The organism is Cohaesibacter haloalkalitolerans (assembly GCF_003574655.1).
Taxonomy (GTDB): Bacteria; Pseudomonadota; Alphaproteobacteria; order Rhizobiales; family Cohaesibacteraceae; genus Cohaesibacter; species Cohaesibacter haloalkalitolerans.
The window spans coordinates 343,238-369,330 of sequence record NZ_QNUM01000004.1 but is presented as its reverse complement, the minus strand read 5'-3'; the positions used below and the strand labels follow the sequence as shown (position 1 = coordinate 369,330).

21 protein-coding genes and 1 tRNA gene are annotated in these 26,093 nt (G+C 57.5%); 16 read left to right on the top strand and 6 right to left on the bottom strand.

The features are described from left to right. The first annotated feature begins 183 nt into the window (after window positions 1-183). Together cpdR and DSL70_RS12265 are read left to right on the top strand one after the other, a co-directional pair. On the top strand, window positions 184-543 hold the full coding sequence (cpdR, locus tag DSL70_RS12270; RefSeq protein WP_119308384.1) for a cell cycle two-component system response regulator CpdR: 360 nt from the start codon (window positions 184-186) through the stop codon (window positions 541-543). Between the two features lie 170 nt (window positions 544-713). After that, window positions 714-788: transfer RNA gene (locus DSL70_RS12265), tRNA-Val, on the top strand. Between the two features lie 586 nt (window positions 789-1,374). On the opposite strand, the gene DSL70_RS12260 is transcribed toward DSL70_RS12265, so the two are convergent. Continuing rightward, window positions 1,375-3,078 carry a SulP family inorganic anion transporter gene (locus tag DSL70_RS12260; protein WP_425359361.1) on the bottom strand — a complete coding sequence of 568 codons (1,704 nt, stop codon included), beginning with the start codon at window positions 3,076-3,078 and terminating at the stop codon, window positions 1,375-1,377. Window positions 3,079-3,711: 633 nt separating this feature from the next. On the opposite strand from DSL70_RS12260, the gene DSL70_RS12255 reads away from it, so the two are divergent. Continuing rightward, a complete protein-coding gene (locus DSL70_RS12255; protein WP_119308382.1) occupies window positions 3,712-5,313 on the top strand; it encodes an OpgD/OpgG family glucan biosynthesis protein in 1,602 nt (533 codons plus the stop codon). A 167-nt stretch (window positions 5,314-5,480) separates the two neighbouring features. Beyond that, window positions 5,481-5,912, top strand: a complete 432-nt coding sequence (locus DSL70_RS12250) for a DoxX family protein (protein WP_119308205.1) — start codon at window positions 5,481-5,483, stop codon at window positions 5,910-5,912. A 120-nt stretch (window positions 5,913-6,032) separates the two neighbouring features. Here DSL70_RS12250 and DSL70_RS12245 read toward each other — a convergent pair whose 3' ends face one another. Beyond that, window positions 6,033-6,680: a glutathione S-transferase family protein gene (locus DSL70_RS12245; protein ID WP_119308204.1), complete on the bottom strand. Its 648-nt coding sequence runs from the start codon at window positions 6,678-6,680 to the stop codon at window positions 6,033-6,035. 122 nt (window positions 6,681-6,802) lie between these two features. Between DSL70_RS12245 and DSL70_RS12240 the strand changes: the two genes are divergently transcribed. Next, window positions 6,803-7,765, top strand: coding sequence for a helix-turn-helix transcriptional regulator (locus DSL70_RS12240; protein ID WP_119308203.1), 963 nt, complete (start codon window positions 6,803-6,805; stop codon window positions 7,763-7,765). Window positions 7,766-8,122: 357 nt separating this feature from the next. Next, window positions 8,123-8,569: a hypothetical protein gene (locus DSL70_RS12235; protein ID WP_162916644.1), complete on the top strand. Its 447-nt coding sequence runs from the start codon at window positions 8,123-8,125 to the stop codon at window positions 8,567-8,569. A 137-nt stretch (window positions 8,570-8,706) separates the two neighbouring features. Here DSL70_RS12235 and DSL70_RS12230 read toward each other — a convergent pair whose 3' ends face one another. Together DSL70_RS12230 and DSL70_RS12225 are read right to left on the bottom strand one after the other, a co-directional pair. Next, entirely contained in the window at window positions 8,707-12,105 is a 3,399-nt protein-coding gene (locus DSL70_RS12230) for an acyl-[ACP]--phospholipid O-acyltransferase (protein WP_119308201.1), read from the bottom strand. A gap of 103 nt (window positions 12,106-12,208) precedes the next feature. Next, the gene (locus tag DSL70_RS12225; RefSeq protein ID WP_119308381.1) at window positions 12,209-12,484 is read right to left on the bottom strand and encodes a YiaA/YiaB family inner membrane protein; all 276 of its coding nucleotides are present in this window, start codon (window positions 12,482-12,484) and stop codon (window positions 12,209-12,211) included. A gap of 134 nt (window positions 12,485-12,618) precedes the next feature. On the opposite strand from DSL70_RS12225, the gene DSL70_RS12220 reads away from it, so the two are divergent. After that, window positions 12,619-13,215: a TetR/AcrR family transcriptional regulator gene (locus DSL70_RS12220; protein WP_119308200.1), complete on the top strand. Its 597-nt coding sequence runs from the start codon at window positions 12,619-12,621 to the stop codon at window positions 13,213-13,215. Window positions 13,216-13,521: 306 nt separating this feature from the next. Beyond that, window positions 13,522-14,241 (top strand): GNAT family N-acetyltransferase, encoded by a 720-nt coding sequence (locus DSL70_RS12215; protein ID WP_119308199.1) that lies wholly within the window; start codon window positions 13,522-13,524, stop codon window positions 14,239-14,241. 29 nt (window positions 14,242-14,270) lie between these two features. Here the strand turns inward: DSL70_RS12215 and DSL70_RS12210 are convergent, their stop codons facing one another. Beyond that, a complete protein-coding gene (locus DSL70_RS12210; protein WP_245418196.1) occupies window positions 14,271-15,065 on the bottom strand; it encodes a GntR family transcriptional regulator in 795 nt (264 codons plus the stop codon). Between the two features lie 189 nt (window positions 15,066-15,254). Between DSL70_RS12210 and DSL70_RS12205 the strand changes: the two genes are divergently transcribed. From DSL70_RS12205 to DSL70_RS12175, 7 genes are all read left to right on the top strand, one after another. Then, the gene (locus DSL70_RS12205; protein ID WP_119308379.1) at window positions 15,255-16,469 is read left to right on the top strand and encodes a M20 family metallopeptidase; all 1,215 of its coding nucleotides are present in this window, start codon (window positions 15,255-15,257) and stop codon (window positions 16,467-16,469) included. A gap of 38 nt (window positions 16,470-16,507) precedes the next feature. After that, the gene (locus DSL70_RS12200; RefSeq protein WP_119308198.1) at window positions 16,508-18,067 is read left to right on the top strand and encodes an ABC transporter substrate-binding protein; all 1,560 of its coding nucleotides are present in this window, start codon (window positions 16,508-16,510) and stop codon (window positions 18,065-18,067) included. Window positions 18,068-18,167: 100 nt separating this feature from the next. Further along, complete coding sequence (locus DSL70_RS12195; RefSeq protein ID WP_119308197.1) at window positions 18,168-19,115, top strand: ABC transporter permease; 948 nt, start codon at window positions 18,168-18,170, stop codon at window positions 19,113-19,115. Further along, window positions 19,108-19,932: an ABC transporter permease gene (locus tag DSL70_RS12190; RefSeq protein WP_119308196.1), complete on the top strand. Its 825-nt coding sequence runs from the start codon at window positions 19,108-19,110 to the stop codon at window positions 19,930-19,932. The genes DSL70_RS12195 and DSL70_RS12190 overlap by 8 nt, the downstream gene beginning before the upstream one ends. Before the next feature lie 10 nt (window positions 19,933-19,942). After that, window positions 19,943-21,583 (top strand): dipeptide ABC transporter ATP-binding protein, encoded by a 1,641-nt coding sequence (locus DSL70_RS12185; RefSeq protein WP_119308195.1) that lies wholly within the window; start codon window positions 19,943-19,945, stop codon window positions 21,581-21,583. 50 nt (window positions 21,584-21,633) lie between these two features. Further along, on the top strand, window positions 21,634-22,854 hold the full coding sequence (locus tag DSL70_RS12180; protein ID WP_119308194.1) for a M20 family metallopeptidase: 1,221 nt from the start codon (window positions 21,634-21,636) through the stop codon (window positions 22,852-22,854). A gap of 1 nt (window position 22,855) precedes the next feature. After that, complete coding sequence (locus DSL70_RS12175; RefSeq protein WP_119308193.1) at window positions 22,856-23,983, top strand: M24 family metallopeptidase; 1,128 nt, start codon at window positions 22,856-22,858, stop codon at window positions 23,981-23,983. A gap of 74 nt (window positions 23,984-24,057) precedes the next feature. Here the strand turns inward: DSL70_RS12175 and DSL70_RS12170 are convergent, their stop codons facing one another. Next, window positions 24,058-25,089 (bottom strand): YeiH family protein, encoded by a 1,032-nt coding sequence (locus DSL70_RS12170; protein ID WP_119308192.1) that lies wholly within the window; start codon window positions 25,087-25,089, stop codon window positions 24,058-24,060. Window positions 25,090-25,195: 106 nt separating this feature from the next. Here DSL70_RS12170 and DSL70_RS12165 point away from each other — a divergent pair, with 106 nt between their 5' ends. Beyond that, window positions 25,196-26,083 (top strand): LysR family transcriptional regulator, encoded by an 888-nt coding sequence (locus DSL70_RS12165; protein WP_119308191.1) that lies wholly within the window; start codon window positions 25,196-25,198, stop codon window positions 26,081-26,083. Window positions 26,084-26,093 lie beyond the last annotated feature (10 nt).

Below are 26,093 nucleotides of genomic sequence, written 5' to 3'. Positions count from 1 at the left end.
AGCGTTCCTTACAGGGAAAATGGGCGGAATTCCGGCCAAATGAACAAGACTGTGGTTGAAATGCCGTTTGGTTCACCGGATTTTTACTCGTAGGGCCTTGTATGGTAAGTCACTGTATCCCGAGTTAGGGTTGAGACGAATTTGCCGAAAGATGCCCGCCAGCGGGCTGGAGAAAAAGAAACCATGTCGCAGATTTTGCTTGCTGAAGATGACAATGATATGCGCCGTTTTCTGGCGCGCGCGTTGCAGAATGCGGGATATGAAGTCGTCTCGTTCGACAACGGGAAAAGCGCCTATGATCGCCTGCGAGAGGAGCCATTTACGCTTCTGCTGACCGATATCGTGATGCCGGAGATGGATGGCATCGAACTGGCCCGTCGGGCAACGGAACTGGATCCGGACCTCAAGGTGATGTTTATCACCGGCTTTGCAGCCGTTGCGCTCAATCCGGACAGCAACACGCCAAAGGACGCCAAGGTTCTCTCCAAACCGTTCCACCTGAGAGATCTGGTCAACGAAGTCGGGAAAATGCTGGCCGCTTAAGTGGCCGACATTGTTCGCCAAACGGCGACAGGAAGGAAGCCGCAGAAGGTTTTTCACAGCTTCTCGGCTCTTTCATGACAGAATGATAAAAGGGGGGTTGCAATCCCTCTTTCAGGGCGGTAGAAGCCTTCTCACCGCACAGGCTGCAAGTGACGCAGCCGACCAAGGATGGGCGTATAGCTCAGCGGGAGAGCACTACGTTGACATCGTAGGGGTCACTGGTTCAATCCCAGTTACGCCCACCATCCTTTCCTCAATGAAAACAATGCTATAGATTTTCGGGCCGCCTCTGTAACGAAGTTCTCGCAGGTTCATCGTGAACCGGTTGTTCAAGAGACCCTCCTGATTTCCATTTAGCATGGGAAAAGAGGGATGTTTCCAGACAGATAACACTTGAGTGGCCATATCTTCTGGTTGGATTCGGCGGATCATTCCTCCATGTCCAATTCTGTAGCTTTTGCAATCTGGACCTGTCACGGTTCCGCTGCGTGTACTCATTTAGGCTGCTTTTCTCTCGAAAGCCAAGGGGCTTTTCCAGCCGAGAGCTGAGTGTTTTCTTCGCGGGAAGACCGGCAAGAAAGGCTGCCTCCTCCACTCTTGCAGAGACAGCCAACAGCCTTGCCATGTGAGCAACATTGTTGAGATGCACCGAAAGAGGCTGCCAATCCTTTTTGCAAGGATCATTGCCGGTATGAGCAAAATATTCTGGCACAGAGAATCTGATTTCTATTCATGAGAGTTCTATAAAAAGATACTCTTCTACATAGAAATTACAATCTCTGTTCTACACAGGCGTGTCATGCCGACTTCTCTTTGTGGTTGTCGGATCTGTCAGCCTGTGCGATCTGCCGCCTTCAATGCTTCATCTATGGTTGCTGCATATCGCACAAGTGGTTTGCGGATGCCGTGCCGGATGAAGGACCGCCGGATGTCATGGCTGGCTCCTGTCAGCCACAAGGCAATGCCCTGTTTGTGGGCTTTATGAGCCAACCCTTCGATCATGTTGGCGCCGCTTGAATCAAGAAACGGAACCGCCGAGAAATCGACAATCAGCGCCCGGTGCTGATCCTGTATTCTGTCCAGAACCGAGCCAATTGATGCGGTTGCTCCGAAGAAGAGCGCCCCGGATATCCGGTAGACCACGACGTCGCGGTTCTCTGCGGCTTCCTCATGATAATCCCCGCGCGGATGGGCATTGTCTGCCTCGTCTCTGGGCATAAAGGGTGTCTGTGTGGTCACGGCCGTGGAGCGGCTCATGCGCTGGATGAACAACAGGGAGCCAAGCGCGATACCAACCACAATCGCTTCGGTGAGGTCTCTGAAGATGGTGAGGAAAAAGGTCGCGAGCAGAACCGTTGCCTCGCCTCTGCCAGAGCGGAGCAGAATGGCGATTGCCGGCTTCTCGATCATGTTCCATGCCACGACCGCCAGAATTCCCGCAAGAGCCGCAAGGGGAATGTAGGAGGCAAGTGGTGCGGCCACCAGAACGAAAAACAGGAGAAACAGGGAATGGAGGATGCCTGCAACCGGGCCATGGGCTCCGGAGCGAATGTTGGTTGCCGTTCGAGCGATGGTGCCCGTCACACAGATGCCCCCGAAACAGGAGGAGAAAATGTTGGCAACGCCCTGGGCCACCAGTTCACAGTTGGAGCGGTGGCGCCGTCCGGTCATGCCGTCGGCGACCACTGCGGAGAGGAGGGATTCAATGGCTCCCAAAAGGGTGAAGGAAATGGCGGAAGGAAGGACCGCGATGACCTTGCTCAATGACAGGGCAGGAAGGTTCGGCATTGGCAAGGTTGACGGGATGCCGCCGAATTTGGTGCCGATGGTTTGAACCGGCAGCGCCAGCGCTGCTGTGATGAGGGATGCCAGTATCACTGCGATCAGCATGCCCGGCCAGCGAGGGAACCATGTCTTGAGGCCAAGGATCACGGCGATTGTTCCGACCGATACGACAATGGCGTCCGGCGTCACGCTTGACCGCGCCATCCACAGTGCCTCAAGCTTGCCGAGCAATTCTCCCGGCTCGTGGGCCAGGGACAGACCGAACAGTTCCTTGAGCTGACTGGCAAAGATGATGACGGCGATCCCTGCGGTAAAGCCGACGGTCACCGGAAAGGGAATATATTTGACGAATGTTCCAAGGCGGAAAAGGCCGACCAGCGCCAGCATGATCCCGGATAGAAAAGTGGCCAGTATCAGCCCTTCCATTCCGTGGGCGGCGACGGTGGCGGCGACCAGCACGATGAAGGCTCCGGCAGGGCCGCCAATCTGAAACCGTGATCCGCCAAGCAGAGATACGAAAAAGCCACCCACGATGGCCGTGTAGATGCCTTGGGCGGGGGACGCTCCCGAAGCAATTGCGATGGCCATGGACAGGGGCAGGGCGACAATGGCAACTGTCAATCCGGCAATGGCATCGGTTCTCAGATGCGTCAGGCCATAGCCTTCCCGAAGAACGGTGATGAGCTTTGGAGTAAACAGCTCCAGAAAGCTTGGTGACACGTATTGATGCTTTATCTTGGAACTCACGATGTCCACGCTTTCCTGGATTATGCAATGTGTTTCATGCGGTGGGTGTATCGGGCCTTTGTCCGAAACCCGGGGCCGTTTGTCCGGCGAGATCTCAGAGCACTCTACGCTCTCCATGATCATTTCCAAGACTTTTAGATTGCAATTATGCGTATATCAACTTGCATCTCATGCACTTTCGATGCTTTGAACCTCTAACAGTCGGCGAACGATGGGAAGCTTTTTTCATTTTGGCAAAAGCTGGCCATGGCGGCATGCCTGCTTGTTTTTTAACGGCAATCAAGATCACATTCGGTATCAACGACGATTGGGATATGGCTATGATGATGCCCTCATTTTACGTTCCTGTATTGTTAGATCGCTATTTTAACGCAACACGATAGCAGGCTAATGGCAACCGGCACCGATCCATGCATATTGCGGCTCTTTGGAGAAAATGGTGGGCAGCGCGCTTTTTGAATCCTGCTTTGTGGTGTGCCGGGAACCTTGGAAACCAATTTTTATCATCTTCTTCCCGATAGTGATTTGGCTTGCCGGATTTGCCAAATCACCCGGCGCAGTTTCCCGAAACCGACATGCCTTTCTGCGAGGGGCATATCGTAACAACTCACCATCGCATAGTAGATCTTGGGCACCATGACACTCAGTCGACGAACCCTGCTGCGCAACACCGCTCTGGCTGCCAGCTTTGCCACCATGCCATTCAGCCTGCGTTATAGTCTGGCAGCTGAAGACACACAGCCATTTTCCTATGAAGCTCTGATCGACCGTGCGCGCGCCATGGCCGGGGTCGACTATGAAGCGCCCTATCGCCCGCGCCCGGAAATCGTTCAGCAGATCGACTATGAGCAGCATGGAAAGCTGAAGTTCAAGCCCCAGCGTTCGCTGTTCTCCGGAAGCCCGGATACCGAGGGCGCTGCGGCCTATCCGCTGGAGTTCTTCCATCTTGGGCAGTATTTCACCAAGCGGGTCAAGATGCACCTGGTTGAAGGCGACAAGGCACGGCTGATCGCCTATAACCCGGATCTGTTCGAGATGCCGGAAGATAGCCCCGCTCGCCAGTTGCCATCCGATGCAGGTTTTGCTGGTTTCCGGCTGCAGGAATGGCATGAGGCCGATGACTGGGATCATCAGGACTGGGTTGCCTTCCTTGGCGCATCCTATTTCCGTGCCATCGGGGCTGCGGGACAATATGGCCTCTCTGCCCGTGGCGCCCTGATCAATGCGGCGGTTCCCTCAAGCGGCGAGGAGTTTCCCGACTTCACGGAGTTTTACATCGCAGAGCAATCGGACCCAAATGCTCCGGTCGTTGTGTGTGCGCTTCTTGATGGCCCCAGCATCACCGGTGCCTATCGGTTCAAGCTCTGGCGCGGTCTTGACCGTGACAAGGGAGTGACGATGGAAGTGGAGGCCGCGCTGTTCCTGCGCAAGGATATCGAGCGCCTTGGTCTGATGCCCCTGACATCGATGTTCTGGTATGGCGAGTATGGTCGCGAGCGGCTGAAGGACTGGCGTCCGGAAGTTCACGATTCCGACGGTCTTGCCATGTGGACCGGCTCGGGTGAACGCATCTGGCGTCCGCTCAATAATCCGTCTTCGATGCGCATCTCGGCATTCTCGGATGATAATCCGCAAGGCTTTGGCCTGCTGCAGAGGGATCGCAATTTTGATCATTTCCGTGACGGCGTCATGTACGACCGCCGCCCCTGCCTGTGGGTCGAGCCTCTGAGCCCTCTTGGAAAGGGTGCCGTGCAATTGCTCGAAATCCCGACCGACGACGAGATACACGACAATATCGGAGCCTATTGGGTTCCTGCCGACCCGGCGGTTGCGGGCAAAAGCTACAGCCTGCATTACAAGCTGCATTGGCTCAACACTGAGCCCTATGAGGCAACCAATGTTGCCCAGACAATAGCAACCCGCATCGGGCGTGGTGGCCAGCCCGGAAAGCCGCGCCCGGCCAATGTGTACAAGTTCGCCGTAGAATTTGACCGGCCGCCAGTGATGACCCAGATCCCATACGGGGTATTCCCCGATGTCAATGTGACCACCAGTGCAGGCTCTGTAAGCCGGGCCTTCTGCGAACCGGTGCCAAACGGCAATGTTTGGCGCGCCAGTTTCGATCTGGAAATCATGCCCGGAGAGCTTGCCGATCTCAGAATGTACATGTCACTGGATGGCAAGCCCCTGACGGAAACCTGGCTCTACCAGTTTTCGCCGGATCTCGTGATCTTCTGAATCGAGCAGATCGTATGGCGCTCGCAACGGACTTCATTTGATGTCCTTTATTGAGTATGAAATGAAGATAGTAATTCCTTACTTTCAACATTTCAATCTTAATTGGAAAGGTCTATCTTTGCTTCAACGAAACGCCGCGACCTGCGGCAATGATGAGGACAAAACAAATGATCGACCTTTCTTCCAATTTCCTTGGCTTCGCTGGAGCCGGTTCTGAAAACGCTATCGCCCTTGCCGCCCTGTTGCTGCGGGTCTCGCTTGGTGGCCTTTTTCTGGCACACGCCTATCTGAAATATTTCATCTTCACGCCTAAAGGTGCCGCTGGCTTCTTTGCATCGCTGGGTGTTCCGGGCTGGTTTGCCTATCTGACCATTGCTGCTGAAACCCTCGGTGGCATTGCCCTGATCCTTGGCTTCCAGACCAGCCTGGTTGCTCTGCTGCTGATCCCGACGCTGCTTGGCGCTGCCATTCTTGCACACGGCAAAAACGGTTTCTGGTTCACGAACGCAAATGGCGGCTGGGAATATCCCGCTTTCTGGGCCGTTGCCCTGCTTGTACAGGTTCTGCTCGGTGGTGGTGCGCTGGCCCTGACGGCCTGATCCGTCCCGGCCCTGCTGACCATGGACGCTCAAATAGGATGCGTCTTTCATACGGCTCCGGTGCTCGACAGCTCCGGGGCCGTATCTGTTTGACTGGTGAAAGGCCGGGTGAGGCAGGCGTCAGCTCTGGCTCGCATCGGTTGGAAAGGCCTCTGCCAGACGTTGTTCATCCTGCAGGACACGCTGGAAGATCGGGCGTGCGATGATGCGGTCTCGATAGGCCGTGAAAACCGGTTTTTCCGGCAGCAGGCCAAACATCATTGTCCAGTGCAGGGCAGATCCCCATTGTAGATCGGCGATGCTGAAGCGCTCTCCCAGTACATAGGGACCATGCGACAGGGCGGTTTCCAGCACGTTGACCATCTGGTCATAACTGCCATAGACGGCCATGGTTTCCGGGCCGGGGTCTCGTGACTGTGATTTGTCGATCAAGGCAGGCTCGAAGCAGGCAGCATAATAGACCAGCCAGCGCAAATAGGTGCCACGGTCCGGCTCGGACATGGCTGGTGCCAAACCTGCTTCGGGGAAAAGATCCCCCAGATAGATGGCAATGGCGATCTGTTCGGTAATGATCGTTTCGCCATGTTTGATGGCTGGCACCTTGCCCAGAGGATTGATCTTGAGATAGTCGGGCTGGCGGTTTTCCTTGGCCTTCAAGTTCATCACGTGCATGTCATATGTGACCCCAAGCTCATCAAGGATGATGCGCGTGGTGGTCGAGCGCGTTTGTGGGCAATGATAAAAGGTGAGATCTGTCTTTGTGGTCATGGCGTCGTCTCGTTTGATCGGGGTTCGAATGGGCTTTCTGATAAGGACCACAAGATACGCGGCCATACCTGTCAAATCCTGTCAGGTTTGTTTAAGGTAATGTGCAAAAGGGAGAGTTATCCATGCGCGCCAGCCGCCTCATCAATATTCTGACCACGCTTCAAGCCGCAGGCCACGCCACAGCCACGCGGCTCGCCGAGGAGAACGAGGTTTCTCTCAGAACCATCTATCGTGACATTGATGCGTTGGCCGCTGCGGGCATTCCGGTCTACAGCGAGCGCGGCCCTGAAGGGGGGTATAGACTGCTCGATGGCTATCGTGTCCGTCTCAATGGCATGTCGCCAGAGGAGGCCGAGGCGCTGGTCTTTTCCGGCATGTCCGGTCCTGCCGCCATTCTCGGGCTTGGGTCCATTTTGGCTGCCGCGCAAAACAAGCTTGTTGTGGCCTTGCCGGAAAGCCTGCGCAAAGGGGCCGAGGAAATGCGCCAGCGCTTCCATCTGGATGCATCGGCCTGGTTCGATGAACCCGAAGAGCCACCCTTTATCCGGGAGATCGCCGATGCAGTCTGGCGCAGTCTCGTCATTCGCATGACCTACCGGAGCTGGCATGCAGAAAAAGCCCGCATTTCCCGCCCCATTGGCCTGATCTTGAAAAACGGGGCCTGGTATATGGCTGCGCTGACGGAAGGCTCTGTCAGAACCTACCGTGTCAGCCGCATCCAGTCACTGGAAGTGACAACGGAGAGTTTCACCCGGCCGTCTGATTTTGATCTGGCTTCCTATTGGCAGGAGAATGCGAAGCGGTTGGAACGGGAGATGTATCCGCATCTGGCCACTGTGCGGGTTTCCGAACTGGGTTTCCACATCCTCAAAGGCATCAGCCCGGCCTATGGACGCGCCCATATGGAGGCATCAGAACCGGACGCCAATGGCTGGCGCACCGTCACGCTGCCAAGCGGCACAAAGGAGCAAGCCGTCTATGAGTTCCTGCGTCTTGGTCGCGAGGTGGAGGTGCTGGAACCGGTGGAGTTGCGCAAGGCGATGGCGGATGTGGCAAGGGATATGGTTGCGCTTTATGAGCGCTGACCGCGCAAAGAAAAAATTGGCTGGTTTATGCTCAAGAAGCTGTCGCTGTGCGTATGGCGAAAATTGACTGTACGGAATATTACTGATAATTTTTCTGAATAGAAATGTGGAGAAGATGGTGTTCAAGAAAACCTGTTTCTGATCCCGGACAATCCATCACTTTCGATGAAGCAATGTTCCAGCGTTGTTCTGGCAATGCCCTGATTGCAGTGGGGCGCCGGGGTGAAGTCCTTGTCTGGAACGAGATCGGGCCGATTGGCGGGTGTCATTGTTAAATGAGACGTCAAGCCCTTCCGGCCCTCGCTTATTCTGCCACGGAAGCCAAAGTTCATATTGGATCCATTGGCGGGCAATTATTTGAAACCACAAGTCATTATTATTACGAGAATGGATAATAAGAGCATGCAAGACACTGTAATGAACCAGCGGGAAAAAATTGATGCCCTCAACGCAACGCTCCAGCAGGATTCGGGACGTTTCGTGACGATCAAGGGGATTGGCCACAGGTTGGTCGGAATGGTAACCGACCCAGATCTGTCCGGTTATTGGTTTGGATATCGATGTGGTGCCTTGTTCCATGTTCCCGTGTCGAAACATGGTATTTGCCTTTTGTCTGCGGGTGAAAAGGGCGCAACGAATGTTCATGGAAAACTGTCCAAGAGCGATTTTCTTCAGATTTTTGGCAAGGACAAGCTGAGTGAACTGGACAAGGCTTTCAGCAAGTCCGTGCTCAGCATCCTCGCGTTCTATGTGATCTTCTTCGGGATTCTGGGCCTTCTCGGCTTCTATCTGTTTGACATGTGATCTGTGAGGCGTTTTGCTTCAGGCCTGTTGAGGGGGCTGATATTGGCGCCGAACGATGATCCAGGCACCGCAAGCAGTCTTTCTTGCTCTTGCGGTGCCGGTTTTTCATACTCCGATCTCTGGCCAAGACTATTTGGTCAGGCGGCTTTTCCCTGCTCCAGATCCTCAACGAGCTTGTTGATGGCAGCGAAGTCGAGCTTGCCCGATCCTAGAACCGGAACCTTGGAGACCACCCGGACATCGGCAGGGATCATCAGGTCCTGCGCGCCTTTCTGCTTGGCAAAATCGAGGAACTCCGTTCGCGTGGCGTCTGGCCGTTCGGTGATCAGCACCAGCTTTTCACCCTTGCGGTCATCCTTGACACTGGCAACGGCAGACAGGGTTCCAGGCCACAATTCACCGGCCAGTTCCTCGACCGCTGCCAGAGAAACCATTTCTCCGCCGATCTTGGCAAAGCGCTTGGCACGCCCCCTGATCGTGACAAACCCCTCGTCATCAATATCGACGATATCGCCGGTATCGTGCCAGCCGCCTTCCAGCGGCACCAACTGGCCGGGCCGGTCATGCAGCAGATAGCCCATCATGATATTCGGCCCCGCAATGCTCAGGCGTTTGCCGTTGTCGATCCCCGGCACCGGCTCAAGCCGGTATTCGATGCCGGGCATGAATTTGCCAACGGAGCCAGCCTTGTTGAACATCGGCGTGTTGATGGCGATGACGGGGGCGGCTTCGGTGACGCCATAGCCTTCCAGAATGCGCAGGCCAAAACGCTGCATATAGGTCATCTGGGTTGAGGTCTTGACCGGCTCCGCACCGGCAAAGCAATAGCGCAGCGAGCGGAAGTCATAGGCATGGGCGGTGCGGGCATAACCGGACAGGAATGTGTCCGTGCCGAACAGGATCGTTGCGTTCGATGCGTAGATCAGTTCGGGCACGATGCGATAGTGCAGGGGCGAGGGGTAGAGATAGACCGGAACGCCCGAGACCAGTGGCAGAATGGTGCCAGCGGTCAGCCCGAAGGAATGGAACATCGGCAGCACGTTGAACAGTTTGTCGGTCGGTGTGAAGTCGATGCGTGCGGCGGCCTGGGTGGCATTGGCCAATATGTTGCGGTGGCTGAGCACCACGCCCTTGGGGCGACCTTCGGAACCGGAGGTGAACAGGATGACGGCCACGTCGTCGATGGAACGTCTGGTCAGTGGGCGATTGCGGCCCAGAGAACCACGGATCTTTTCCAGGATGGAAATGCCGGCACGGATGTCTTCGAGCCAGATGAACTCGATTTCCTTGCCGATTTCTGCAACCAGACCATCAAGCTTGGCCTGCGTGACGAAGGCGCGGGAGGTCAGCACCTTGGTGACCTTGGCGGTCTGGCAGGCCGAGAGCACATTCTTGCTACCGGCAGAGAAGTTGATCATGGCAGGCACCTTGCCTGCTGACATGAGGGCGAGGGTGGTGACGACCGTACCATTGGCGTTGGGCAGCATCACGCCGACCGTGTCTTCCGTTGCCAGAAGGTGAGAGAATTTTCTCGCCAGAACATTGGTTCCCGTCAGCAGCTTGTTGTAGGAGAGGTTGCCGCTGACCGGATCCTGCAGGGCTAGGCCGGACATGCCTCGTTCGTGCGCTGTTTCGATGATCCGCTCAACGATCGTGGCGTTTTCATTCATTGACGTGTGAAACATCAGGTCTGACATGATCTCATATAGTTTGGTGCCTGCTGCCACGCGGCGCTTTCTGCCTTTGAGGGCTGCGTCGACTGAAAGGCTGCGAGGCTCCAGAATGGTGATCCTGAGTTTGGGAAAGAGGCTTTTGCGGATCTGGCTGGGGTTAAGATAGGAGAAGGGGGTGCGTTCCAGTCCATCGATGCGGATCGGGACGACCTTTGCTCCGGTCTTGTCGGCAACCATCGCGGCCCCATCGTAGACCTTCATGAGGGAACCGGTGACAGTGAGACGGCCTTCAGGGAAAATCACCATGGGTTCACCGGATTCGACCACCTTGATCAGGGACCGTGTCGCCATCGGTTTGGCCGGGTTGATCGGCAGGGCATTGGCAAGCTTGAGGAAGGGACGTACCCACCAGATTCTGGCAATCTGATAGTCGATGGCGAAGGTTGGGGCCTTGTCGGTGAGGGTCAGCGCTGCTGCGGCATCCAGATAGCTGACGTGATTGAGGGCGAGGATCGGGGCTTCGCCCGCCTTCTCGAGATTTTCGAGGCCCTTGATCTCCATACGGAAGAAGCAGCGGTAGATGATCGAGACAAGGTCGCGGAAGGGGCTGGTTGGTGTCAGTTTGATCATCACGAGCAGGGCCAGTGCGTTGAGGCCGCTCAGCGCCAGCATAACATTGGCGACCGAAGCGCCAAAGTTCTGGGCGATGGCAAGCAACAGTGACCCGACAACCATTACGGCCGCGCCAAGTGCATTGGCACCGGCAATGGTGCGGGCGCGGCGTTCCGGCCTGGCCCAAGTCTGCAGCGCGGTAAAGGTGGGGACGACCAGCAGCGCTCCGGCGATTGCAAGGCCAGCCAGATCGAAGGCCACGTGGAGGACACCTTGCCGGACAACAAAGTCGCTCAGGTTTTCCACGGGGGCAAAGGTCGGCAGGCCATCGAGCACAGTGTAGAGATCGTAGCAGAGGATGCCGATCAGAGCGGTGCCGATGAGGGCGGGAAGAAGATTGACCCGACCCGAACTCAACCAGGCCGCAAGGGACGAACCGATACCGATGGACAGGGCAAAGACGGTCAGAAAGAAGGTCACAGCCAGCTCTCCGCCGCCAAGAATGTCTTTCACCAATATCGGCAGGATCGACATGATGATGGCACCCGTCAGCCAGAACCAGCTGTTCATTGCCGCCGCCTTGAACAGACGCTCCTCGCGGTAGAGGTCGCGCAGGATATTGCGGGTTGACGCCAGAATGTTGCGATCGATCGTGAGATCGGGGGCTGCGATTCCCGTGGCCGGAATGAAGCGGCTGAAGCCGTAGCAGCCGATCGCCAGAAGGATCATCACCGGGCCGAATATCACGGTTGCAGCCCCTTGTGTGAACAGCAGGCCCGCACCGATGGTGCCACCCAGAATGGCCAGAAATGTGCCAGCCTCGACCCAGGCGTTGGCGGCGGGCAACTCGGAAGGCTCCAGATGGTCCGGCAGCAGGCCGTATTTGATCGGGCTGAACAGCGCGGAAATCAGGCCGAACAGAAACAGGGCAACAAACAGAACCGGGATTGAATGCAGGGCCATGCCGCCGACAGCCAACACGGCGGCTCCGGCCTCGGCCAGCTTCAACTTTCGCGCAACGGAAGCCTTGTCGTGGCGGTCCGCGATCTGGCCCCCGAGAGCAGACAGGAACAGGAAGGGGGCAATGAAGATGCCACCTGCCAGAGAAATGAACGTGGCCGAGCCGTCCGATACCCGGAACAGGATCAGGAAAACCAGAGCATTCTTGAGGAAGTTATCGTTGAAGGCGGACAGGAACTGCGTCCAGAACAAAGGGGCGAACCGCCGGTTTTTCATCAATGACTGTGACATAATCTCTTTCCCTGAAAAAGTCGGGCTGTCGGGACAGCCTTGTAATTTCTGTGATTGTGACCATCAGGGGCTTTTCCCGCCAATGGCTCCGGGGCGGTTGTGATCAATCGGACGGACCTGCATTCATCAGCAGTTTTTCGGTTTTGGCGTCTTCTATCCGGTTATGCAGCTTGTCCGCCTCTTCCCTGTCTCGCAATGTCTTTGTCAGGGTGATGGAGGTGTGGACGAGCATGATGGCTGCCATTGCGTAAAAGCCCTTGGCGGAAAAGCTGGCTTCGAGGAAGTAGATGCCGCCTGCCATCATTGCGACTGCGATGGCAAAGGACACCATGGTGAAGATGTGCCAGCTTTCCGAATGCTTGATGCTGTTGGTCTGCATGATCGTTGCCTTTCCGGTTTGTGGTTGGGGTGCTATGAAAATGAACATTGTTCACTATTTGACAAAGCCATATCTCTCTGGCAAAGTCAAATTAAAAATGAACATTGTTCAATTTTCAAATCGGAGCGTGGTTGATGGCGGGCGTACAAGAGGCCAAAAGGTTGGAGACGGGGCGGCGAGTGCTGGAAGCGGCTGTGTCGCTGATGCAGGAGGAAGGGCTGAAGGCCCTGCAGATCCGGACAATTGCGGCCAAGGCGGGATATTCGGTCGGGTCCGTTTACAAGCACTATCCTGACGTGGATGCGCTCATCATTGCGGTGAACAGTCTGACGCTCGACCAGATACGGCAACGAATGGTCGAGGCCATCCGGGAGCCGGGGTCGCCGCTTGATCGGTTGAAAATTCTGGCCCGCAGCTATTTGCATTTCGCGGTTGAGCAACCGAACCTCTGGCGTGGGCTGTTTGATCATCACCTTCCCGGCAATACGAGCATTCCCGAAGAGCACAGAACGCAGAATGTCAAACTGCTGGACCTGATCGGGCAGGAAATCGCGGCGCTCAATCCGCAGCTTGGCTCCGAGATGTTGTCTGTTCGCAGCAGGACCTGCTTTGCTGCCGTGCACGGGATGGTGACTTTCAGCATGGAAGGGCGTTTTATCGGTCTCAAGAGTGATCAACTGGAGCAGGAACTGGATTTTCTGGTCGAAAGGCTGGCTCTCGAGGCTCGCTGACGGCCCCCATGCGGCAGGAAAGAGGGGATGGGATCATCGCCGCTGCCTGCTTTGTAATTTGGCGGCCTAATTTTGCATTTTACCCCGGCTGAAGGGCCGCTATCCTGTGCCCGCAAACAAGACCTCTCATCTTAATTCAGTCGCTGTGCGCCCATCCCGCAAAGCGCTTGGTGATGTGACCGGCTCTCCTCTGGGGGTGAGGGGAGAAAGGGTCTTTTGTTTTCGCCATTCTGCCTTACTATGCCGCGCATGAGCCGCAAGAATGGTTGCGCCAAAGCAGTGTGTTGCCAACGGGGAGTTCTCAAGATGACGGTCAATCAATACGGACAACCGATCGGTGATGCCCTGCCGGACTGGTCGGCTCGCCCACGCCCCGGAGATGTCGTGCTCAAAGGCCAGTATTGTCGGCTGGAGCCACTTGATGCCGACCGGCATGGACGTGATCTTTATGAGGCTTATGCGACGGCGCCAGACGGCCGCGACTGGACCTATATGACCGGTGGTCCGTTTCTCTGTCGCGATGGGTTCGATGCCTATCTGCGAGCGGCGGCCCAAAGCCCGGATCCCAAACATTATGCCATCATCGATCTGGCGCTAGGCAAGGCTGTTGCCACCTTCTCGCTGATGCGAATCGATCCGGCCAATGGCGTGATCGAGGTTGGCAACGTCGCCTTCTCTCCCTTGCTCAAACAGAAGACAGCAGCGACCGAGGCGCAGTTTCTGCTGATGGGCTATGTCTTCGGGGATCTTGGCTATCGTCGTTATGAATGGAAATGCGACAGCCTCAACGCGCCATCACGCAAGGCTGCGGAACGGCTTGGCTTCAGCTTCGAAGGCATTTTCCGACAGGCGATCATCTACAAGGGCCGGTCGCGGGACACGGCCTGGTTCTCGGTCATCGACAAGGAGTGGCCTCTCCTCAAAGAGGCATTCGAGCTATGGCTGGCCGCTGACAATTTCGATGCCGGGAACCGGCAGACAAGGCGGCTGGAAGACATCAGGCAGGTTCTGGTGGCCAAGGAGTAAGTGCTCTCTGCCTGTTGCGCTGCGACGACCTACTGCAATTCGTTGATGTAGCGATGGCTGCGGGTGGTCGCCCGGTGTTTGGTGAACAGCACCGGGGTGCCGGTCTGATCATAGGCCACTTCCTCGATCGTCAAGACGGCGCTCGGGGCTTCCAGTTGCAGATGGACGAGGTCATCCTCATTGGCCAGTTCCGCCGCGATCTTTTCCCGCACGGCCGAGATGCGAATGTCGTAATGCTCAAGCAGATACAGATAGAGCAGGGCCGGGACGTCTTCCACATTGCGCGGGAAATCGGCCAGTTGGCCCGATGGCATCGTTACGGTTTCCACCATCACGGGCTTGTCGTGAACGCTGCGCACACGCGACAGGCGCATCACCGGGGTGGCTGGTTCGACGCTCAGGTTTTCTGATTCGATATCCGTCGCCTCTCCGAAAACCAGCGACAGGTTTCTGGCCTGCGAATGTTGCAGGGATCCGTCCAGTCCGTGCAGACGGAAATACTGGAAGAAGAAGCGCAGGCTGTGCTGGGGGGTGCGACCAGTTACCACAGTGCCGGTCTTGCGACGGCGGCTGAGCATGCCTTCATTGGTCAGCTCACTGAGGGCCCGGCGGATGGTTCCGACAGAGACGCGCAGCATCCGCGCCAGTTCGACTTCGCTGGGCAAGACGGTGCCAGCGGGCCATTTCCCCATCATGATAGCATCAAAGATTTGTCTCTTGACCACGAGGTAGAGGGGTTGGGCCCGGTCAGCCATGGACGGTGAAAAATCATCTTCCTGCGTCGCCTGGGGGAACAGGGCCATCAGTGTCTCGTCATCTTTCATATTGACAATCTATCTCTTTTGCTCGCATATATTTCTATATAGTTTATAGAAAACATTCGTCGCCGTCCACTATCCAGAGGCAACAAGGTGTCAGACAAAAGTTACTCTCTACGCTCGCATCAAGCTTTGCAACCGGCATTTGAAGCCATTGAGAAGTCTGTCAATTCTGCAGAGGATGCACTGGCTCGGATGATCGCTGTCGATACCACTTTCCCTCCGGGAGAGGGCTATGGAGCGTTTGCGGATCTGGCGCAATCGCTGTTTGAACCGCTGTCTTTCGGTTTCGAACGGGTGTCGGTGCCCGAAGGTCTCTGGAAGACCCGATCGGGCAAGGCGTCTGGCGAACGGATCAATCTTATTGGTGAGCGTGTAACGGGCAAGCCGGTCTGTGGGCTCTATTTCCACGTCGATACGGTTCCCGTTGCACCGGGCTGGACCTTCGAGCCATTTGCCATGACCAAGATGGACGATCGGCTCTATGGACTAGGCGCTGCGGACATGAAGGGCACCATGGCTGCCTGTTATCTGGCGCTCAAGGTGGCCAAGGATCATGCTGTTCCGCTTGCCTATGACCCGATGCTGCTGTTTTGCACCGATGAGGAATCCGGCCTCTATCCGGGTATCCGCTATCTGGCGGAACAGGGCTATCTCAAGGGGCATATTCTCAATTTCAACGGTTCTGCGGCGCCGCGCGTCTGGGCCGGGTGCTTTGGTGTCTTTGCACTTACGCTGACCATTCGCGGCGTGCCCGTACATGCGGGTGACGGTAACCGCAGCGGGGCAGGAGCCAATGCCATTGAAGCCAGCATCCCGCTGATGAATGCACTCATGGCACTCAAGGAAAAAGTTGGTGCGCGCGCTTCGAAACTGGCGCCGGCTCCCGGTGCGAACGGTCCCTTGCGGCCCCAGCTCTATATTGCCGCCGCCAATGGCGGGACGGCGCCGGGGCAGGTGCCGGGGCGTTTCGAGTTGCTGATCGGGCGGCGCTATGCGCCTGAAGAGACCTACGCGGACGCCCGTGCAGAGATCGAGGCATGCATTCATGCTGCTCTCGATGATCTCGACATGATCACCTATGGCATCGAGCAGACATCCCATCTGACCCCGACAGCAGACCCGGACGGTGCCCACTGGCCACGTTGGCAGAAGGCGCTTAGCGCAGGGTTTGGCTATCGCAAGAAGGACTTTGCCAAATGGGGCGCCGCAAGTTGTTCGGACTTCGGATATGTCCAGCAGGCCGGTGTGATGCAGGAAATTCTGTTGGGAGGGCTGGGGAGGCCTTCCAGCAATGTCCACGGCCCGGACGAACATACAACTTCGCCAGATATCATCGCGCTTGCCAAGAGCGTGCTGTCCTATCTGGCAGCAGACTTCGAACCGGATATGAATCCGGATCAAAAATAAGAATATCAGCCAAAAATCACTTCAAGAAGGAACCACCAATGCTTGAAACAACCCGCAGACGTTTTCTCCTCGGAACTGCCTTTGTGGCAGCTTCGGCGACCCTTTCTCTTTCCATGCCCGCCTTTGCGCAGGCTCCGGTAAAAGGCGGCACCCTGCGTGTGGCCATTGATCAGGCTACCAGCGTGCTCAACCCGCTGCTTGTCCGCGTCAACCCGGAATACATGCTGGCCGAACTGCTTTACAGCGGCCTGACCCGCCTCAAGGTGGACATGAGCCCGGAAGCCGATCTGGCTGAAAGCTGGAGCGCCAATGAAGAATTGACCGAATGGACCTTCATCCTGCGCAAGGGCGTCAAGTTCCACGATGGCTCTGCACTGACCGCAGCTGACGTGGTCGCTTCCTACAAGGCAATCCTCAATCCGGATACCGCCTCTCCCGGCCGCAAGAACGTTGGGCCGATCGAGGACGTCGTTGCCAAGGATGAGCTCACCGTCGTCTTCAAGCTCTCTGGCCCCTATGCCGACATGCCGGTAGCAACAGCCTACATGAACGCCAAGATCGTTCCTGCCGCCATCATCGAGAGTGGCCTTGACAAACTCTCCAGCGAAGCTGTTGGCACTGGCCCGTTCAAGCTGGTTTCCTTCGAGCCGGACCGTCAGGTCGTGGTTGAACGCAACCCGGACTATTATGATCCGGAACGCCCCTATCTCGACAAGGTCGTGCTGAATGTCTATCCGGATTCCACCGCAGAGAGCTCCGCGCTCATTGCTGGTGAGATCGACCTGATTTCCACCCTTGATCCGACTGAGTATATGCGCCTTGATGGCACCGATGGTGTCGACCTGCAGCGCGTCGCTTCCGGCCAGTTCTGCAACGTCAACATGCGGTGCGATGTCAAGCCGTTTGATGATCCGCGCGTTCGTCAGGCCCTTGCCCTGACCGTGGATCGTGAAGCCATGATTCAGTTCGTGACCGAGGGCTTCGGCACGGCAGGCAACGACACGCCGATCAACAACGCCTATCGCTTCTTCTCCGAGCAGCCCGCGCGCAAGCCGGACATCGCGAAGGCGAAGCAGCTGCTGGCTGATGCCGGTTATGCCGATGGCATCAAGATTACGCTGGTGGCTTCTGAAAAGCCGGCCCTGCGCACGCAGCTCGCCGTTGCCCTGCGCGAAATGGCCAAACCGGCTGGCTTCGACATCGAAGTCCAGACGATGCCACACGCCACCTATCTGGATCAGGTCTGGAAGAAGGGCAATTTCTACGTTGGCTTCTACAACATGCAGCCGACCGAAGACGGTATCTTCAAATTGCTCTACACCTCCGATGCTGCGTGGAACGAAACGCGCTGGGATAATTCGGACTTTGACAAGGCGGTCAACGCCGCCCGTGTCACCGCCGACGAAGCGACCCGCGCCAAGCTTTATGCCGAAGCCCAGAAGCTTCAGTATGAGGGTGTTCCATCCATCATCCCGACCTTCTTTGATGTGCTGGGTGCCAAACGGACCTGGGTTGCCGCCTATGATATCCATCCGCGCGCTTCCGTGTTCCGTTTCGACCATGCATGGCTGACGGACAAGGCTCCGACGCGGTCATAATTTCCCCGTAGCATGTTCAATGCTGCCGACGGCCTGACGGTTCCAAGTCCCCTCTCTTGGGGCTGTCAGGCTGCCGGAGACAAACAACAGGAATAGTAATTTGTCTGCCAGCTATCTCACAAAGCGGGTGGCCCTGATTTTCTATACGCTCCTGATCGTGTCGCTGATCGTTTTCGCCATGACCCAGATTCTGCCTGCCGATGCGGCGGTGATGATGCTGGGCGAGAACGCGACCGAGGAAGCGCTTGCCGCGCTTCGGGAGCAGATGGGGCTGAACAATCCGGTCTGGACGCAGTATCTGCACTGGATCGCCGGTGTCTTTCAGGGTGATTTCGGAACCTCGCTGCGCACCGGGCTGTCAGTCGGACCCGTCATGGTCGAGGCTCTCAGCCGCTCGCTGCTTCTCGCTCTCTTTTCCATCTGTCTGATGCTGTTTATCGCCGTGCCGCTGGGCATTCTCGCTGCGGTGCGTCGTGGCAAGATTGTTGACATGGCTGTCAGCCTCATTTCCTATGTTGGCGTGTCTCTGCCAGAGTTCGTTACGGCCACGCTGGCGCTGCTGTTCCTTGCCGATCGCTGGAAACTGCTGCCGCCGACGGGCTATGTGCCGCTCACCGAGAATTTCTGGGACGGGGTCGCCCATCTGATCATGCCTGCTGCCGTCATTTCCATCATTCTGGTGGCCCATGTCTCGCGCATGGTGCGATCGGAAATGGTGGATGTGCTGCATACGGACTATATCCGTGCGGCGCGTCTCAAGGGTCTTTCTTCACGGCAGGTTCTCTGGGGGCATGCCTTGCGCAACGCGCTGCTGCCCACGATCACCATCGTGGCACTTGATGTGGGCTATCTGCTCGGCGGTGTGATCGTGGTGGAAGAGATCTTTGCCATTCCCGGCATTGGCCGCCAGTTGATCATCGCCATTCAGGCTCGCGACCTGCCGTCGATTCAGGCGGGTGTGCTGATCATGGCGGCGACCTATTGTGTGGTCAATTTCATCGCCGACATCCTCTATTCCCTGCTCGACAAGAGGATCCAGTATGACTGATTTTATCAAACGTCTGATGCGATCCCCGCAAGGTGCGATCGGCACCATCATCGTCTTGCTGGTGCTGGTTGCCGTGGCCTTCGGGCCCTATCTGGCCCCGCATGATCCCGAAGCCATGTCCATTCTGGCGCGCTTCAAGGGCCCCAGCGCCGACTTTCTGCTGGGAACCGATCAATATGGCCGGGACATTTTCTCACGGTTGATGATTGGCGCCCGCTCCACCGTCATCATGGCAGTGGTGGCCACCCTGATCGGCACTGTTGTCGGTGCTCTGGTTGGGGTCACGTCGGCCTTTCTTGGTGGCCGGGCCGATGAGGTCATCATGCGTACCGTCGACGCAGTGATGTCGATCCCGAGCCTGCTGTTTGCGCTGATCATCGTCAACCTGCTCGGGTCTTCCGACATCAATGCGCTTCTGGCCGTGTCCATCGCCTTTGCCCCCGGCATGGCCCGCATCAGCCGTGCGGTTGCCCTGTCGGCTCGCAAGCAGGATTTCGTCAGCGCCGCCATTGCGCGCGGAGAGAAGCCGAATTTCATCGTCCTGTCGGAAATGCTGCCCAACACCGTGGCACCGATCATCGTTGAAATGACCATTCGCGTGTCCTTCGCCATCATGCTGTTCGCAACGCTCAGCTTCCTTGGTCTTGGGGCGCAGCCGCCGTCTGAAGAATGGGGGCTGATGGTCTCCGAGGCGCGCCGCTACATGCATATCTCCAGCTGGATTCTGGTCTGGCCAAGCCTTGCCATCGCATTGGTCGCCATCGGGTTCAACCTGCTCGGCGATGGTCTGCGCGATGTGCTCAACCCGAAAACGTGAGGAGACCGGAATGACCAGTGATACAGCAGCTCCGGTGCTCTCGGTCGAAGGCTACAGCCTCGACTATCTGACCGCCAAAGGCCCGTTTCATGCGCTCAAGAATATCAGCCTGAGCATCGGCGCGGGCGAGATTGTCGGGCTCGTGGGCGAAAGCGGCTCGGGCAAGTCGTCGCTTGCCTGGTCGATCATGCGCTATCTGCCGGGCAACGCCCATGAGGTTTCCGGTACCATCCGCTTTGATGGCTCGGATCTGATGGCGCGTTCGAACAGCGAGATCGAGGCCATTCGTGGCAAGCGCATTTCGATGGTCTTTCAGGATCCGGCAACCTCGCTCAATCCGACCCTGTCGCTTGGCCGCCAGATCAGCGAAGTGCTGATCCGCCATCAGGGGCTGAGCAAGAAGCAGGCTTGGGCCGAAGCGGAAGCGCGGCTTGCCCATGTGGGCCTGAAGACCCCGGCGCAGATGATGCATCGCTACCCGCATGAAGCTTCGGGGGGCGAGAAGCAGCGTGTGGTGATCGCCACCGCCTTTGCCTGCAATCCGGAATTGATCATCTTTGACGAGCCGACCACGGCGCTGGATGTCATCACCTCGCGGCAGATCCTCGAGCTGTTCCAGTCGCTGCAGCAGGAAACGGGCGTTGCCTCTCTCTATATCTCCCATGATCTGGCGCTGGTGGCCAGCACCGCCCACAGGGTGTCGGTGATCAACCGGGGCGAGATTGTCGAGCAGGGCAAGGTGGGTGAAATCTTCACCCGGCCTCAGGATCCCTACACCAAAAAACTCATTGCCGCCGTGCCTGATCCTTCCGTCCGCCTTGCGGGCAGTGAGCCGGACTATGCGGCCAAGCCCTTGGCCGAGGTCGAGAATGTCAGCGTCATCTATGGCCGCAAACCGTTTTTCGGGCGCTTCTCCAAAAAGGCTGGCAATCATGTGACCGGCAACCGGGCCGTCAATCTGGCCATCCAGCCGGGAGAGATTCTCGGGATCGTCGGGGAAAGCGGCTCGGGCAAGTCAACGCTGGCCAAGGCCATGACGGGGCTCAACAAATTCGAGGGCGAGATCCGCTTCGAAGGGCGCCCGATCCATAGCATTGCCGACATGAGTGATTCCTATCGCCGGGATGTGCAGATCATCTTCCAGCACCCGGACGCCTCGCTCAACCCGCGCAAGACCATCGGCGACATCCTCTCGCGCCCCTATCGGCTCTATACGGAATATTCCGGCAAGGCGATGCGGGACGAGATTTCCCGTCTTCTCGAACAGGTCAAGCTGCCCGCCTCCTATGCGGCCCGCTATCCGCACCAGTTGTCGGGCGGCGAGAAGCAGCGCGTGGCGATTGCCCGTGCCTTTGCCTCTCAGCCCAAGCTGGTCATCTGCGACGAGATCACCTCGGCGCTTGATGTTTCGGTGCAGGCTTCGGTGATCGAGCTGCTGATGGAGCTGCGCGAGGAGTTCGGCACCGCCTATCTGTTCATCACCCACGACCTCAACCTCGTGCGTCAGATTGCTCACCGGATCGCCGTCATGTATCGCGGCGACCTTATCGAAATTGCCCCCACCCGGGACATCACCGCCCCTCAGAGAGCCGCCTATACCCGGCAGCTTCTGGAGGCTGTCCCCGTGCCGGTTGCCCGCAGCGCTCCTTGAGGGAGCAACGGATCTCACCAAGGTGAAGCGAGATCATAGAAGGACATGAAATGGATCCCAGGGAACTGATCGGAAAAGTCGACGAGAAGGCCTGCCTAGATTTTCTGGCAAGCATGGTTCGTCACAAGAGCTACTCGGAAACCGAGGGCGAGGTTGCGCTGGCCCGCTATATGGCCGAAGAGCTCGAAAAGCTGGGCCTCACCAGCGATCTTCAGCCATTCGATGAAGGCCGGCGCTACAATGCGATCGGCACATGGAAGGGCGAGGGCGGCGGCAAGAGCCTGTTGTTCAATGGCCATCTTGATACCAATCCCGTCACGGAAGGCTGGACCGTTGATCCATGGGGCGGCCTGATCGATGACAAGTTCATCTATGGCATTGGTGTCTCCAACATGAAGTCGGGCGACGCGGCCTATTTCTGCGCGGTCAAAACCCTGATCGATGCTGGAGTCAAACTCAAGGGCGATGTGATCCTGACCTTTGTGGTCGGCGAATTGCAGGGCGGTCCGGGCACCGTGGCAGCCATCCGGGCCGGCTACAAGGCGGACTATTTCGTCAACAGCGAGCCGAGCGACCTGCAGGCCGTGACAATGCATGCCGAAGCGCTGACCTTCACCATCGAGCTTACGGGCAACACCCGCCATCTGTCCAAGCGAGAGGAAGCCGTTGATGCCATCGCAGCTGCCTGTGACATCATTCCGCGGATCAATGCCATGACCTTCTCGGGGGCTCTCAGCGAGGAGCACAGGGGAATCAACCGGGGCCACATCGGCGTCGTGCATGGGGCGCTGGGCAAGGATCTCGTCGAATGGCGTCCGCCGCAGGTGGCCGACTTCGCCCGTCTCAAGGGCACCGCGCGCTATGCTCCCGGCCAGACCCGCGAGGGTGTTCTTGCCGACCTTCGGGCCGAGTTGGACGGGCTGGAAAGCCGCTTCCCTGGCCTCAAGGCAGTCATCCTGCCCGAAAGCGCCGAGGGTCGCCTGACCATGCCTGCCTTCGAAGTGTCCAAGGAATCCCGGATCGTCAAGTCGATCAACAAGGCCTATGAGACCGTGCGCGGCGAACCGCAGCCGACCGGCGCGATCACGCCGACCGGCTTTTACGGCAGCGATGCTGGCCACCTCTACCATGAACTGGGCATGGAAGGCATCGTCTGTGGTCCGGGCGGTCGCTACAACACCATGCCGGACGAGCGGGTGGACATTGCCGACTTCCTCGACATGATCCGCATATACATGCTGACCATTCTCGATATCTGCGAGGTTGCCTGAGATGGCTTTCCCGCGTGAGGAATATGACTGGCGTCTGGGCAAGGCCCGGGCGCTGATGAATGCTCATGGCGTGGACATCTTGTTGGCTGACTGCGCCGAACTGATGACTTGGCTGACGGGCTATGCGCCGTCCGAGACGATGTACCGGGTTGTTCTGCTGCCCAAAGACGGCGAGCCTGTGTATGTGCTCAGAAAGCTTGATGAGGATCCCTGCCGCCGCAACAATCTGGTGGCAAGGATCGTGACCTTCGAGGACCATGAAGAGCCACAGTTGGCAATCGCCGGTGTCCTGCAGCTTCTGGGGATGGAGAAGGCGCGCATTGGCGTCGATTTCAACTCCTACAGCTTCACTGTCCGTAGCTATCGCCGCCTGATGGAGCTGTTGCCGCAGGCGGTGTTCGTTGACCTGCCCGATGCCTCCGATGCCCTCCGCTGGATCAAGTCCGGGCGAGAGGTGGAGCAGTTGCGCGCAGCTGCCGCCATCGCCGACAAGGCCATGGGAGCGATTGTGCATGACATCCGGGCTGGCATGTCTCCGCGCGATGCTGCCGCCATTGCTGCCCGCACCTATCTTCTGGAAGGGGCCGACACCGGCGAGGTAGGCCCTATCGTCCGCTCCAGCGGCGGCCATGAATTTCTCCATGGCGGCCTTGGCAATGACCGTCTTGAGGATGGTGACATCCTGCATGTGGAACTGATCCCCAAGATCGCCCATTATTGCGCCCGCCTGATGCGCCCGATTTTCATCGGCCAGCCATCACGGGAAATGGATGAGACCGCCCGGATGCTGATCTCGCTTCAGGATCAGCAGATCGTGGAAATGAAAAGCGGTGCCGTTGCCTCTCAGGTCGACGCCATCCTGCGGCAGGGTTTGCTCAAATCAGGCCTGCGCGATGCCTTCCCGAATGTCACCGCCTACACGCTGGGGATCTACAACCGGACCCCGCGGAGTAGCGATTTTTCCCGGGTCTTGCTGCCAACATCGGACTGGCCGCTTGAAACCGGCATGGTGTTCCACCTCTATGCCTCCGCGCAGGGTCTCGGATTTTCCGAAACCGTAGTGGTGACAGAGGATGGCGGCAAACGCCTGACGCAGTTTGAACGCAGGCTCCTCAGCAGCCAAGCCTGACAGAGGTCTTTCCTGATTGCTTTCTGATGGCCTGATTTTCTCAGGCCATCAGTCATTTTGCTTTTTCTAATTGCTCAGAGGGACAGCAGGGCAATGGCTGACGCGCCGAGGGCGCCGAGGAACAGGATGGACAGGGTGCCCGTTGCCAGAACCCGGCCACTTGAGGCAAAGACCGACTTGACGTCGACCATCAGCCCGAGCCCGGCCATCGAGAGGATGGTTAGAAGGGTGGTGGCGTTCTTGATCGGAGGCATGGCGACTTCGGGGATGGCACCGAGGGACTGCAGGGCGATCATCAGGAAAAAGCCGATGATGAACCATGGCACCAGTTGGTTGAGTCTGAGGCTCTTGCCGGTGCTTTTCTCCGCTTCGATCTCTGCCTTTCTGCCGGCCCGAACGCCGAGGATGAGAATGACCGGCCCCAGCATCAAGACGCGCATCAGTTTTACCAGCGTGCCGAAATGGACGCTGATGGTACTGACCGGAGCCGTGGCTGCCAGCACTTGCGGGACTGCATAGACGGTCATTCCGGCGAAGATGCCGAAGCGGTGCGGGTCGATGGCAAAGCTGTTGGCAAAGGCGGGCAGCGCCAGCACCACGATGATGCCAAGAGTGGCGGAAAAGGCAATGGCTGAGGCGATGTCCTCGGAGTCGGCGTCAATCACCGGGGCGATGGCAACGATGGCCGAGTTGCCACAGATCGAGTTGCCACAGGCAACCAGCATCGCCTGCTTTTCCGGCAGCCCCAAAAGCCGGCCGATGGTGTAGCTGGCGGTGATGGCAAGCGCCACGATGATGATTACCACCAGTAGCAGGAGCGGGCCGAGAGTCTGGATGATGGTCAGGCTGACCGAGGCGCCCAGCAGCACGATGGCCAGTTCGAGCAGATATTTTGCGGAGAAGTTGACGCCCTTGCGAAACATCGGGTTCATCCCCAGGATCGAATGGACGGCGGTGCCCAGAATGATTGAAAATACCAGGGCATCCATAAAGCAGTGGCCAGTCAACTGAACCTCAAGCCACTCCGCTCCATAGGCGAGGATGGTGATGAGTACACAGAGCAGGAAGCCGGGAAGAACTGATTGAATATATTGCCAGATACGCATTGAAGTCTCTTTTGAATTCTTGAAATTGGCGCAACCATCTCATAATTTTTCTTTCAAAAATATCGAATAATATAGTATGTTTTATGAAATAAAATTGGATGGTTGAATGACTCTTGAACAACTGACGATCTTTGTGGCCGTGGCCGAGCGCCAACACATCACCCGGGCTGCGGAGGCGATTGGCCTGACGCCGTCGGCGGTCAGCGCGTCGATCAAGGCGTTGGAAGGGTTTCACAATGTGAGGTTGTTCGACCGGGTCGGGCGCGGCATCGAGCTGACCGTGGCCGGGGAGCTGTTTCTGAAAGAAGCTAGGGCAACACTTGCCCGGGCCAATGCAGCGGCTCTGGTGTTGAGCGAGCTTGGCGGGTTGAAGCGGGGTGTGCTGCATGTCCACGCCAGCCAGACCATCGCCAGCTACTGGCTGCCTTCGCGGATGGTGCATTTTCATGATCTCTATCCTGATATCAGTCTGCATCTGACGGTGGGCAACACGCAGACCGTGACGCATGCCGTGGAGGAGGGGCAGGCGGAAATCGGCTTTGTGGAGGGGGACGTCGATGCGCCACTGTTGCGGTCCGACAAGCTGATAGACGATGAAATCGCCATTGTCATTGCGCCTGATCATCCCTTGGCAAACGCCACAGCGCCCGACTATCTGCCCCTTATTCGCAAAACATACTGGATCATGCGCGAACAAGGATCCGGCACCCGTTCCACCTTCGAGTCGGCGATGAAACGCCTTGGGGTGGCGCCGGAAAGCCTGAAGCTGGCGCTGGAATTCCCCAGCAACGAGGCGGTGTTGTCGGCTCTGGTGGGCAGCGCCTATGCGGGTGCTGTCTCCCGCATGGCGGCCCGGCCGCTGGTGGCTACGGGCGAGATCACCTTTGCCGACATTCCGTTTCCGCCAAGAGATTTCATGGCTCTCAGCCACCGCGAGCGTACGCTGAGCCCGGCTGCCCGAGAGTTTCTGCAACTGTGTCACGAAGCGAGCTGAGGGCTGCACC